The 11,817-nt window shown below is 48.8% G+C and carries 11 protein-coding genes, 2 tRNA genes and 1 pseudogene; 8 read left to right on the top strand and 6 right to left on the bottom strand.

Annotated elements, in window-relative coordinates:
• Nucleotides 1-198: 198 nt before the first annotated feature.
• Nucleotides 199-2,076: a YobI family P-loop NTPase gene (locus D5270_RS11355; protein WP_442858605.1), complete on the bottom strand. Its 1,878-nt coding sequence runs from the start codon at nt 2,074-2,076 to the stop codon at nt 199-201.
• 361 nt (nt 2,077-2,437) lie between these two features.
• Between D5270_RS11355 and D5270_RS11350 the strand changes: the two genes are divergently transcribed.
• Complete coding sequence (locus D5270_RS11350) at nt 2,438-3,049, top strand: helix-turn-helix domain-containing protein (protein ID WP_166544196.1); 612 nt, start codon at nt 2,438-2,440, stop codon at nt 3,047-3,049.
• 12 nt (nt 3,050-3,061) lie between these two features.
• A pseudogene (locus D5270_RS17270) lies at nt 3,062-3,517 on the top strand (IS3 family transposase); the annotation flags it as partial.
• A 185-nt stretch (nt 3,518-3,702) separates the two neighbouring features.
• On the opposite strand, the gene D5270_RS11340 reads toward D5270_RS17270, so the two are convergent.
• Both D5270_RS11340 and D5270_RS11335 read right to left on the bottom strand, forming a co-directional pair.
• A tRNA-Pro gene (locus tag D5270_RS11340) sits at nt 3,703-3,779 on the bottom strand.
• 44 nt (nt 3,780-3,823) lie between these two features.
• Nucleotides 3,824-3,897 (bottom strand) — tRNA-Gln (locus tag D5270_RS11335).
• Between the two features lie 199 nt (nt 3,898-4,096).
• On the opposite strand from D5270_RS11335, the gene D5270_RS11330 reads away from it, so the two are divergent.
• Nucleotides 4,097-5,455, top strand: a complete 1,359-nt coding sequence (locus D5270_RS11330; RefSeq protein ID WP_166544195.1) for an MATE family efflux transporter — start codon at nt 4,097-4,099, stop codon at nt 5,453-5,455.
• A gap of 4 nt (nt 5,456-5,459) precedes the next feature.
• On the top strand, nt 5,460-5,636 hold the full coding sequence (locus D5270_RS11325; RefSeq protein WP_166544194.1) for a hypothetical protein: 177 nt from the start codon (nt 5,460-5,462) through the stop codon (nt 5,634-5,636).
• Between the two features lie 39 nt (nt 5,637-5,675).
• Here the strand turns inward: D5270_RS11325 and D5270_RS11320 are convergent, their stop codons facing one another.
• A complete protein-coding gene (locus D5270_RS11320; RefSeq protein ID WP_166544193.1) occupies nt 5,676-6,104 on the bottom strand; it encodes a DUF2871 domain-containing protein in 429 nt (142 codons plus the stop codon).
• Here D5270_RS11320 and D5270_RS11315 point away from each other — a divergent pair.
• On the top strand, nt 6,091-6,342 hold the full coding sequence (locus tag D5270_RS11315; RefSeq protein WP_166544192.1) for a hypothetical protein: 252 nt from the start codon (nt 6,091-6,093) through the stop codon (nt 6,340-6,342). The two genes, D5270_RS11320 and D5270_RS11315, sit on opposite strands and share 14 nt — an antisense overlap.
• A 322-nt stretch (nt 6,343-6,664) precedes the next feature.
• Here D5270_RS11315 and D5270_RS11310 read toward each other — a convergent pair whose 3' ends face one another.
• Both D5270_RS11310 and D5270_RS11305 read right to left on the bottom strand, forming a co-directional pair.
• Nucleotides 6,665-7,054, bottom strand: a complete 390-nt coding sequence (locus D5270_RS11310; RefSeq protein WP_166544191.1) for an HI0074 family nucleotidyltransferase substrate-binding subunit — start codon at nt 7,052-7,054, stop codon at nt 6,665-6,667.
• Nucleotides 7,041-7,259: a nucleotidyltransferase domain-containing protein gene (locus D5270_RS11305; RefSeq protein WP_330587519.1), complete on the bottom strand. Its 219-nt coding sequence runs from the start codon at nt 7,257-7,259 to the stop codon at nt 7,041-7,043. The genes D5270_RS11310 and D5270_RS11305 overlap by 14 nt, the downstream gene beginning before the upstream one ends.
• A gap of 341 nt (nt 7,260-7,600) precedes the next feature.
• Here D5270_RS11305 and D5270_RS11300 point away from each other — a divergent pair, with 341 nt between their 5' ends.
• The 3 genes from D5270_RS11300 to D5270_RS11290 all read left to right on the top strand — a co-directional run bounded on the left by D5270_RS11300 (nt 7,601) and on the right by D5270_RS11290 (nt 11,787).
• Nucleotides 7,601-8,218, top strand: a complete 618-nt coding sequence (locus tag D5270_RS11300; RefSeq protein ID WP_166544190.1) for a TetR/AcrR family transcriptional regulator — start codon at nt 7,601-7,603, stop codon at nt 8,216-8,218.
• Nucleotides 8,219-8,287: 69 nt separating this feature from the next.
• Nucleotides 8,288-10,063 carry an ABC transporter ATP-binding protein gene (locus tag D5270_RS11295; protein WP_166544189.1) on the top strand — a complete coding sequence of 592 codons (1,776 nt, stop codon included), beginning with the start codon at nt 8,288-8,290 and terminating at the stop codon, nt 10,061-10,063.
• Nucleotides 10,060-11,787: an ABC transporter ATP-binding protein gene (locus D5270_RS11290; protein ID WP_166544188.1), complete on the top strand. Its 1,728-nt coding sequence runs from the start codon at nt 10,060-10,062 to the stop codon at nt 11,785-11,787. Before D5270_RS11295 ends, D5270_RS11290 begins: the two co-directional genes overlap by 4 nt.
• Nucleotides 11,788-11,817: the final 30 nt, after the last annotated feature.

Genomic DNA, 11,817 nt, shown 5'->3' with positions numbered 1-11,817 from the left:
ATTACGACAAGACAGTCAATATCAATTAAAGCGAACTAGCATCAACAAGTAATGGATTTTTCTCTCATACGAAAGGGTAACGCGATTGAATATATAAAGCCACATCCCTGGCCAATGCTTTGCGAGTAAAGTGGTGAACAACTCCAGGCTTTTTGTAACGTCTATAAATCCATCAATGAATGCCCAACTGCATTCATCTTAATCCGCAAGCTGCTCAATAAATAAATCCCGTTTTTCTAATTCATCTTCGGTACTTAAGAGCTCCTCCAGCAGAGCGTAATTGTATATTGACTTTTGCCGGAATTCATACGGTTGTAGGCGTTGAATAACTTGTGGAATTTTTATAATTGAATATTCAAACTCAGTCCTTTCCAAATTTTTCACCGCGAGTATGAAATTCATATCGCTCTTTGTTATGCTGGTGCCTTTGAAATAGTTGATGTAGTTCGCGTAGTCTTCATCCAGATAGCCTCGGCGAAGCATAAAGGATAGCAACTTGTTATCTCGGACACTCTCAGATAGTACCATATCTAGTCCGAATTCTGTCAGCAACTCTTTTAACCTTTTATATCCGAGGATATTCTGACTATTTTTCAATTCATCTATGGTATTTTGAGTTTTACCTATTTTATTGTTTTCAATAAGTTTAATTCTGTCGGCTCGCCGCTTATATATCTCGCTCAAAGGCGAAAAAATATTACACTGAAAACTTACATCACGTCCTCTAAAAGATGCCATCTGACCACTACAATTCTTTTTCGAAATAACAGATACAAAATCAAAATCTTCAGAATATACTCTTTCAGCAGTTAATCTTTGAGTAGAATCCAGCAAAAAAGTATAGGCAAAGCCCTGCCATCCAGTTATCTCACAAAGAAAAGCCGCCTTAAGTTCTTTCGTCTTATGGAGTGTGTCTGCTTTTACTTCTTCTATCAAAGCAGACAACTCATTTATCTCATCTTGTGCAGTTTTTTGCCTCGTTGCAATAAACTTTCGTTTATCCTCAAAAGCCTGCTTGACTATACCCTTTTCTTTCTGCAATTCCGCAAATTCAGACGGATACAAATTCTTGAAAACAATCAGGGCCATCATTTTCTCGTCGTTCAGTTCCAATTCATGTCCTGCTTTGATTGTCCCCTTGTATACGAGAAATTCGTTATATATATTTTGCAGAACACGCATATCAGAGATATAAGGAGACACATCCAAGATGAACTCCTGGGAAATGCTATGCTTTGTTCCGGACTTCTGAGCTCTCTCCAACATGGCTGTGAAAACTTCGCCCGAATTTGTCGAGTTGATGATAGGAACTACCGGGATAATAAAGTCAAAAAACTTCGTCCTGTCTTCATCTCTAAAAATGTCATCTTTGACAGCATATACAAACACTAGATTACTGTGAATTTTATCATAGTTATTCAGCAGTGTATTTAGCTCTCTCAGATGCACAAATATGGAAGAGTCATCCAGACGGTCAAGGTCTTCGAAGAATATATACCGATATCTTGTCACTTCAAAAAAATAGAAGATCTCGTCCAGGTACTTGCTAAAAACCGATTCATTTCTTTCACTGCCGCCTTCAACTACGGTATCTGATGGAAGAGAAACCTTCTGAATCGTATACCTCGAGAGCAGAGATTTGTATGCGTAGGAGATTATGCCGAGCACTGCTATGGTCAGCGCTATAAATAATCCAACAGCCCGCCCTTCGGATAGGTTCAAAATCTTTCCGGCCGCGACAACACTTTCTTTGATTTCCGTGAGGAAATCCTTCTTGAAAACGCAAACAAAGGGAATTGTCAATAATGAAATCAAGACTAGCTTTATCCATGTCCAAAGGGTACTTACTTTGTGTAACTTTCTGTAGCGACTTTGAGGAATTTTTCCATAACCGACTTTATAGAACAACTGCTTCAAAATTCCATGTTCGATTTCTTCCTGTTCAATAGGTGTTTTGCTTTTTTTGTCATTCCGTTCTGTGTCAGTATAAATGGCTGAATTTACCTCAAAGCTTGCCATTGATATTCGGAGAGACTTTCGCCTTATCCACCAATATTTCTTGAGAAAGGATTCTATAATACTGCTCTTCCCCGCACCATATGGTCCTGCTAGCGCAATATCTTTACTCGCTTATTCTTAAAGGCCCAACTTAACGCATTTAGATATTCATTACCATTTTGAATGTCATCCACAGGTAATAAATCCCTATAGTCGGTACTTGGCTGTTGCAAATCTACCTTTTTTTCATAAAACACATTTGCGCTCCCATGTAAGTTTCTGATATACTTTATCATAACGCTATTCCCTTCGCAACTGCTGAACTGCTGTTTTTCCTGTTTTAGCTTAACTATATCAGAATTCGTCACAGTTTTCAAGCAGAATGCAGTCCCTATTGGAAGAGGAGTATGGTATACCTAGGGTATAGGAGGAGCAAAAAATGAACACCAAACATGATCCAGTAAAAAAGCAAACGGTAATTTCCCGCTACAAATCCGGCGAACCCATTTCCCATATTGTTCAAGATACCGGTATTCCTAGAAGTACGATTTATAACTGGTTAAAACTGGCAAAAGCTACTGAAACCAGTCGCAAGGAACCTACTTTGCAAAACCTTCGCTTGTTGGAGAATAAGGTCAAGCGCTTGGAGGGGATCATTGAAATTCTCAAAGCTGCGGACTGTTCACCCAAAGATCCTCTCAAAGTGAAGTTGGATGCGCTAGAAAAGCTGCATGAACAGCATACATATAGCGTTCACATGCTCTGCGAAGCGCTGGAGGTGCCCCGCGGTACATTCTACAATCATATCCTGCGCAACAAACGCGAGAATTCCTCATATGCTGAACATCGTGCTAAACTCCGTGAAGTTATTCAAAGGATATACGATGAGAGCAATCAGATATTCGCTATTATGAAGGAACAGGGTCACCACACTTCTCCTGAGATGGTACAGAACCTTATGCGCGAAATGGGGCTAAAGAGTATACGGCAAGGTGCCAAGAGCACTTATAAAAAAGAACAGAGAAAATTGAGCAACCATGTAAATCAGTAGTTTACTGTCACTCGTCCAGATGAAGTTTGGATAAGTGATGTTACATATTTTCGCTTCAACAATAAAAAGTTTTACATCTGCGCCATCAAGGATTTATTCGCCAGAAAGATAATTGCCTATAGAATTGGGAAATCAAATAGCACCCAATTAGTAAAATGTACTTTTCGTACAGCACATGAAAACAGCTGTCCGTCACAATCGTTGATATTCCACACGGACCGTGGAACTAACTATAGATCAAATTCTTTTTGCGCCTATCTGAAATCATTGGGCGTTACACAATCTTTCTCAAAGGCGTACACACCTTATGATAATTCTGTAATGGAGTCCTTCTTTTCAAGCCTGAAACTTGAGGAATTGTACCGTTCAAAATACCGCTCTGAAAATGAATTTAGAGCGGCTGTGGACAAATACATGATTTTTTATAATGAGCAACGGCCAAAGGAAAAATCGGTAGTTTCAAACTAGGCAGGCCAGTTCAGAACTCACAGTCTTCAACTTTTTTATTACGCGTTTTGCCACTTTTTTTTGAAATGTTTTCCAAATTAGTGTGATAAAGCGTCTAATCATAATCCCTCATAAAATCAAGGGGAATAAAAACAGCCTATTGATGTCCAACCCCAGGAGGGTCAGAAGTCAATAGGCTATTCACATGGTCGAGGTGACAGGATTTGAACCTGCGGCTTCTACGTCCCGAACGTAGCGCTCTACCAAGCTGAGCCACACCTCGATACAAATTCAGGCCTGGAGCCCTAGGGCTCCAGGCCTGAGCCTTGGCAGCGGTACCAGGATTTGAACCCAGACAAACAGAGTCAGAGTCTGCTGTGCTACCATTACACAATACCGCTTTCTCCTGCGCCGGGGACATGTCCCAGCGACTCTATTATTATACCAAGTTTTTCTGATTTGTCAAGGGGTTTGCGAAAAAAATTTAGCCCCGGATTGCAGCCAGGCCGGTTCGTTTACTTCATACCCTCAGAATCATTGACAAACCCAATGTTTGCCTCTATAATATGGAGTCAGTAACAAAAAGGGGAAGTAAACCAAATGATAGACAAAAGGAAATTCAACAAGAACCTTCTTCGCCTCACCCTGCCTATTGCCCTGCAGAGCCTGATGCTGGCGCTGGTGGCTGCTGCCGACGCCCTGATGCTGGGCAGGGTGGCTCAGGCGGAGATGACGGCGGTATCGCTGGCCACACAGATACAGTTTATACAAAACATGTTTATCGGGGCTATTGCAGGGGCAGGCGCCATTCTGGGGGCTCAGTACTGGGGCAAGGGGGACAGGCACACCCTTGAGGACCTGTTTAATATGATGCTTCGGTACTCGGGGATGGTGTCGGTGCTGTTTTTCCTTGCATGCGAGCTGATTCCGGGAATGCTCATGAGGATTTTTACCGGCGACCCGGAGCTTATTGCCATTGGCAGTACATATCTACGGATTGCCGGCTGGTCTTATCTTCTCACAGGCATTTCCCAGTGCTATCTCACCGCCATGAAGGTTACGGACCACGTAAAGCTGGGGGCGCTCATCAGTTCCAGCGCCGTTATAATGAATGTTATTTTGAATGCCGTCTTTATCTTCGGGCTTTTGGGCGCACCCAGGATGCAGGCCAGAGGCGCCGCCCTGGCTACCACTATCTCCCGGGCTATAGAGTTGCTGCTCTGCCTGCTCCTTACCCTGAAGCCCGGCTTCGTGCGGCCTGCGCCGGGGAGGTTTTTTAAGCTCCCCAGGCAGCTTAACGCCGACTTTGCCCGCCAGGCACTGCCGCTTATAGGCGGCTCCCTCTGCTGGGGCGTGGGCTTTACCTCCTATACCGCTATAATCGGGCATATGGGCAGCGACGCTGCTGCGGCCAACTCGGTATCGGCAGTGGTGAGGGATTTGATTTGCTGCCTGTGCAACGGTATCGGCAGCGCCGCAGGTATCATGGTGGGCAATGAGCTGGGCGCCGGGAACCTTGAGAGGGGGAAGGCCTACGGTATCCGCCTGAAGAACCTCTCCTATGTGATTGGCCTGCTCTCAACCCTTCTGGTGCTGGCGGTCACACCACTTACAGTGGGCATGGTTACCCTCACCGACAGGGCCCGGGAGTATCTTTGGGGCATGATGGTCATTATGGCTATATACATGATAGGCCGCTGCGTGAACACAGTGACTATCAACGGCGTACTTGACGGCGGCGGCGACACCCTCTTCGATATGTACAGCCTTATAGTCTGCATGTGGTGCATTGCCGTGCCCCTGGCCTTTACCGGGGCCTTCGTGTTCCACTGGTCGCCCCTTGCGGTATACGCCTGCACCTGCCTCGACGAAGTGGGAAAGATACCATGGGTCATGTTTAGGTTCAGGAAGTTTAAGTGGGTCAGGGATTTGACCAGAGAGAAGCTGGGGGAGGTGTAAATTTATGGGGCCGGTTTACTATACGGTTGATTCTATCAACGGCGACTACGCTTATATGACCAGCGACAGCGGCGTGGAAAATCAGGTGGCGATGTTCCTGCTGCCAGAGGGCACGGATATGGGCAGCAGGCTGCTGTGGGAGAACTTCCAGTGGACCCTGCTTGAAGAAGGGTGTGCATAAGTATATACTATAATATTATAATAATATATAAATTATAGTTTACTTAGAGGGCCTCACTGTGACATGGCAGTTCCTGAGCGCCATGAAAAGCAGGATAACCGCGGCGGTCATAATGATATGGGCTATCCCCGCCATGCCGGATATGGCGGCGGATGATCCACGAGAGAGCTCCAGATCCATCGCCTGGGGGATACCCCTGGCAAAGAGCATGGCGACCATAAAGGGCAGGCCGGTATTATATAGCAGCATAAAGGGCTTGAACTGCTTTTGCCCGGTCAGGTCCGTTATCTCGCTGAAAACCGCAATTATTAGGAAAAAAGCCATTCCAAGCACAAAGAGATGCAGGTGGGCAAAGGCAAGGGAGGTTTTCCCGGAAAAACCGATTAGCTTCGTGAACTCGCGGTAGAAAACGCCGCAGGCAATGGCGGCTATGGCGTATATAAATGATATGTTTATGTATTTTCTCATGGGGGAGGGTCCTTTCTCTATTTTATTCTATTGTGATTTTACCATATTTGGCGGTGGAATTCAAGGCGCGCGGATTGAAAGACAAAAGAAAGTCGGGGTGCAAAGCGGACTTTATTTGCCTGAGGAAGATATTTCAGCGCGGGCAAAACAATCCGCGCACTCAGCAATGCTAAGTGCGCGGATTGATGGTATAGAAGAGATGGCGGAGATGAAGAGATTTGAACTCTTGCGCCGGTGAACTCCCGACCTACCGCATTTCGAGTGTTGTGCAGGAATCAGAATTTAGAGAATTTTATTAGAATCGAACGGAAGATAAGAGAACACCGGAAAGCCAGTATTTGCGGGGATTTTCGGCGTTTTCTGGAGGCATAAACTCGCAAATGCAGATGTCGCACTGGGTTCCGGATTTTGGGCAGTTCTAAGAAAAATTCCGAGCGGTTCTTAGAATTTTGAGAAGAACGGGGCCATTTTGAGAGCAGATCAAGGCCCCGTGGCAGTGCAGATTTTGGAGCGTCAATGTCGCAGACGTCCCGGAATCATGTGCGGAACCCCAAAGAATGTCAAAGCCAACGGGACTCCAATTCCACTCTGAGTACATCCAACAAATCAATATACTCCTCTTTCACGCGTTTCACCAGCGCCAGCGCAATTTCCTCATTATAGGAATGGGTCACATCATTCCGGGACACCAGCATAGCAAGCCACTTTTTCTCGTCCTGTATCATTCCGGCGCTATATGCCAGCTTGAGAATTTGCTTTGGTGAGCCGGTCTGTCCTTCGCCATAACCATGCTCCTGCAAAATCTCCTTCATGGCTTTCCATGCCTGCTCAAAGCATATCTCGAACAGGGCGGCGCTGCCGGTCAGGGTCAGCACATCGTAAGGCTCATTCAAGTTCCGGACGAGCCGCAGATTATCCAGCGTCTTGCAGAAGTTTTCAAACTTTTTCATAGATGACAACGCCATCCTTTCTGATTTCTTCCAACAGTTCAGACTGCACAGGCTTATCCAAATCGACCACATCAAACATGAGCAGGGTAGGTATATCCTCGTCAGCACTAGCCGCAAATGCCACGGTATCGCCGCCTTGTATGGCCAGGTCAATGTCACTGCGTTCTCGGTTGTCGCCTCTGGACCGGGAGCCAAAAAGAATCACCCTGTCCAATTGGCATTGGAGAGCCAAATCTATTATTTCGACTTTTAAAGTTTCTGATAGACTGTAATCCATTTAACGCACCTCCATCCCATCCATTCAAGTATACATCAAAAAGCGAAATATAGCAATGGATCTTTCTAAATCATTCAACCGCTTTGCGGCAGCTTTGGCAGGGAGTGTCCGTTTCGGAGAGCTTTTCGGGTTCCCCCGCCCTACGGGCGGGGGGAACCCAGATGATTATCTCTGCGGTTGGGACACTCCCGTTTTGTCATTTGCACTTGACAGGGCTATTGATTTGTGTTATTATAGCACCGTTATATAACGCTGTTACGGAGGATTCGATGGACGAACGCAATACTTTAGAAAGAATTCACCAGACCGCCACCACTGAGTTCCTGGAAAAGGGCTTTCAGGGGGCCTCCCTACGGAATATCGTCAAATCCGCCGGGGTGACCACCGGAGCTTTTTACGGCTACTACTCCAGCAAGGAAGCCCTGTTCGCCGCCCTGGTGGAGCCGTGCGCGGCGGCGGTCATGGGCCGGTTCATGACCACACAGACGGACTTCGCCCAGCTTCCCAAGGAGGAGCAGACCGCCCATATGGGCAAGGAGTCCGCGGAATGTGTGGACTGGATGATCGACTATATGTACAGCCACTGGGAGGCCTTCAAGCTGCTGATCTGCTACAGCGACGGCACCCCTTATGAGCAGTTTGTTCATAATATGGTGGACATTGAGGTGGAGTACACCTTCAGGTATATTGATGTGCTGAGGGACTTGGGGCATACCGTGCCCGAGCTTGATCGGGAGCTGTGCCACATGGTTGCAAGCGGGATGTTCGAGGGGATGTTTGAGGTCTTGCGCCACGATATGCCCAAAGAACGGGCGAAGCGCTTCATCGGGCAGCTCCGGGAATTCTATACCGCTGGATGGATGAAAATAATGGGACAAAATAGTTAGCACACTAACTATGCCCCATTATTTTTGCCATATAGTTAGTTGCAACTAATCATCCAAGGAGGTATCTATGTGAAGAAAAAAAGCAATCTCAAAGAGCTGATGGCCTACGCCGGAGGGCACAGGTTTCTGACCTACCTATCCCTGATGCTGTCCGCTGTCAGCGCGGTGCTGGCCCTGTTCCCCTTTGTGTTCCTGTTCCAGATCATCAAAGAGGTCATTGCCGTGGCCCCCAACTTTACGCAGGCCACACACATCGTTCAAAACGGCTGGATGGCGGTGCTGTTCGCGTTGGCGTCCATTCTCATCTACATAACCGGACTGATGTGCTCCCATCTCTCGGCCTTCCGCATCGCCGGGAACATCCGCAAGGCGCTGATGGCCCACATTGCCCAGCTTCCCCTGGGATTCATCGGCGAGATGGGCAGCGGGAAGATACGCCGCATTGTGAGCGACAGCAGCGCGGCCACCGAAACCTATCTGGCCCACCAGCTCCCGGATATGTCGGCGGCAATCACCACGCCCATCTGCATGGTACTCATGCTGTTCCTGTTCGACTGGCGGTTTGGCCTTGTCAGTCTCCTGCCCATCATTTTAGGCTTTGCCGCTATGTTCAAGATGGTGGGGCCGCAGATGGCAAAGGATATCAAGGAGTACCAAAACGCCCTTGCAGATATGAACAACGAGGCGGTGGAATATGTGCGGGGCGTCCCCGTGGTCAAGACCTTCGGGCAGACCGTCCACTCCTTTGCCCGTTTCAAAGGCACCATTGACAATTACTACAAATACTGCATCGCCTACTGCAAGAAGTGCCGCCCGCCCATGCTGATGTACACGGTGTTCATCAACAGCGCTTTTGCGTTTCTCATCGTACTGGCGCTGATTCTGACAGGCGGCGGCCCGGTAGCCCAGCCGATTCTGCTGAACTTCATCTTTTATGTGATTTTTACCCCTATCATTGCCACAGCTATGTCCAAGGTCATGTATATGAGCGAGAATGGTATGATCGTAGCCGATGCTCTGAGCCGTATTCACTCCGTTCTGGATGTGGAGCCGCTGCCCGAGCCCCACAGCGCTAAGGCCCCGGCAGACAATTCCGTTACGCTGGAAAATGTGACCTTCCGCTACAGCGGCAGCACAGAGGATGCCATAAAAAATATATCGCTCCAAGTTGAGGCTGGTGAAACTGTGGCTTTGGTGGGGCCGTCCGGCGGCGGCAAGACCACTGTGGCGGGGCTGATCTCCCGCTTTTGGGATGTAACTAGCGGGGCCATCCAGATCGGCGGCACCAATGTAAAGGACATTCCAAAAGATATTTTGATGGACACCGTGGCCTATGTGTTTCAAGACAGCAAATTGCTCAAAACTTCCATTCTGGAAAATGTGCGGCTGTCCAAGCCGGATGCCTCCCGTCAGGAGGTGGAGCGGGTACTCCATGAGGCTCAGTGTGACGACATCATTCAGAAGCTGCCTCAAGGCATTGATACAGTGATCGGAACCCGCGGCGTGTACCTCTCCGGGGGCGAACAGCAGCGCATCGCTATCGCCCGCGTTATGTTGAAAAACGCCCCCATCCTCATTCTGGACGAGGCCACCGCTTTTGCGGACCCGGAGAATGAGGCGCTGGTGCAGCGGGCCTTTGAGCGACTCTCCAAGGGCAAGACCGTCATTATGATCGCTCACCGGCTGACAACAATCAAGAACGCCGACCGCATCTTTGTATTGCGGGAGGGCCAAGTGGAGGAAAACGGAACCCATGACTCTCTTGTTGCTAACGGTAGACTTTACGCCAAGATGTGGCAGGATTATCAAACCTCTGTGAGTTGGAAGGTAGGTGCTGCGAAATGATTGATAAGCTGATGAAACGCTTTGCCCTCTCCCGCGAGGGCGCAAAAGGGCTGGTGCAGGCCACAGCCGCCTGCACCGTAGCTGATTTGGTATTGATGTTACCGGTGGGGCTGCTCTATCTGCTGGTCAGCAATTTTTTGAACAGTGAACAGCCCAACTATGAGCTTTATGCCATTGGAATCGTGGCAGCGCTGGTCTTAATTTGGCTCTCCGAGTTCTGGAAGTACAACGCTACTTACTTCTCAACCTACCAGGAATCCGGAGCCTGCCGCATCCGGCTGGCGGAAAAGTTAAGGCGGCTGCCCCTGTCCTTCTTCGGCAAGAAAGACCTATCTGACTTGACCAACACCATCATGGGAGATGTGCAGGTCACGGAGCAGATGTTCTCCCACTATGTGCCCCAGTTTTATGGGTCGGTCATTTCTACTTGTCTTGTGGCCGTCAGTCTGTTGTTCTATGACTGGCAGATGGCACTTGCGGCGCTGTGGGTGCTGCCGGTGGCGCTGGTGATTGTAGGTTTCTCTAAAAAAGCGCAGAACTATTTTACCCTCAGGCAGACCGCCGCAAGCCTTGCTGTGGCAGAGGGAGTGCAGGAGTGTTTGGAAACCATCCGCGATTTGAAAAGCTGCAAGGCAGAACAGGAATACCTCGATGGTCTGAATAAGAAGATCGACGCGCTGGAGGTAAGGCACATTAAAAGCGAGCTGGGATCAGCTATGTTTGTTGCCCCTGCGCAGATGATTCTCAAGCTGGGCATCGCCTCGGTTGCGCTGGTAGGCAGTATGCGCCTGATGAGCGGGGAACTGTCCCTTGTGACCTTTTTCCTGTTCCTGCTGGTGGTTTCCCGTATCTATGAGCCGATGAACTTCTCTCTGCAAAATCTGGCTGCTATGAACTCCCTGCAAATCAATATTGACCGCATGAACGAGATCAATGAAAGCCCCTCCCAGAGCGGCGAAACGGCCTTTTCGCCCAAAGACTATGACATCACCTTTGACCATGTGGGCTTTGCCTACAACAGCGGCGAGACAGTGCTGAAGGATGTATCCTTTACCGCCAAGCAGGGCGAGGTAACGGCCTTGATTGGCCCCTCCGGGGGCGGCAAATCCACCGCCGCAAAGCTGGCGGCGCGGTTTTGGGATATAGACCGGGGCAGGATCACAGTCGGCGGTGTGGATGTGGGCAAGGTTGACCCGGAACGGCTCTTGACTGCCTATTCCATCGTGTTCCAGGATGTAACGCTGTTCAACAACACCGTCATGGAGAATATTCGCATAGGTCGTAAGGACGCTACTGATGCGGAGGCCATGCAGGCGGCGAAAGAGGCCATGTGCGATGAGTTTATCTCCAAGCTCCCACAGGGGTATCAGACCATGATTGGGGAGAACGGCTCCACCCTTTCTGGGGGCGAGCGGCAGCGCATCTCCATCGCCCGCGCCCTCTTGAAAGACGCGCCTATTATTCTGCTGGACGAGGCCACCGCCTCTCTGGATGCAGAGAACGAAACGGAGATTCAGCAGGCCATTTCCCGGCTGGTGGAGAAAAAAACGGTGCTGATTATTGCCCACCGCATGAGGACGGTGGAGAACGCCAACAAGATCGTAGTGCTGTCCGGCGGCACAGTGGCTGAGATGGGAACCCCAGAGGAGCTGATGAAGAAGAACGGGGCTTTTGCCCGGATGGTCAAGCTGCAAACGGAGAGCCAGAATTGGTCGCTGGGATAAAACTCCCCTTGACAAATTTTCCTTCTCATA

Origin of the sequence: Acutalibacter sp. 1XD8-36, assembly GCF_009917525.1 — a bacterium.
GTDB lineage: Bacteria > Bacillota > Clostridia > Oscillospirales > Acutalibacteraceae > Acutalibacter.
The sequence above is the reverse complement of the archived record's forward strand: the minus strand, read 5'-3'. Positions and strand labels throughout refer to the sequence as shown.

Bases quoted from the DNA above. Each gene is read 5' to 3' on its own strand.
- D5270_RS11330 (WP_166544195.1), top strand. From the start codon at position 4,097: ATGATAGACAAAAGGAAATTCAACAAGAACCTTCTTCGCCTCACCCTG.
- D5270_RS11315 (WP_166544192.1), top strand. From the start codon at position 6,091: ATGTATTTTCTCATGGGGGAGGGTCCTTTCTCTATTTTATTCTATTGT.
- D5270_RS11300 (WP_166544190.1), top strand. From the start codon at position 7,601: ATGGACGAACGCAATACTTTAGAAAGAATTCACCAGACCGCCACCACT.
- D5270_RS11320 (WP_166544193.1), bottom strand. From the start codon at position 6,104: ATGAGAAAATACATAAACATATCATTTATATACGCCATAGCCGCCATT.
- D5270_RS11325 (WP_166544194.1), top strand. From the start codon at position 5,460: ATGGGGCCGGTTTACTATACGGTTGATTCTATCAACGGCGACTACGCT.
- D5270_RS11310 (WP_166544191.1), bottom strand. From the start codon at position 7,054: ATGAAAAAGTTTGAAAACTTCTGCAAGACGCTGGATAATCTGCGGCTC.
- D5270_RS11290 (WP_166544188.1), top strand. From the start codon at position 10,060: ATGATTGATAAGCTGATGAAACGCTTTGCCCTCTCCCGCGAGGGCGCA.
- D5270_RS11350 (WP_166544196.1), top strand. From the start codon at position 2,438: ATGAACACCAAACATGATCCAGTAAAAAAGCAAACGGTAATTTCCCGC.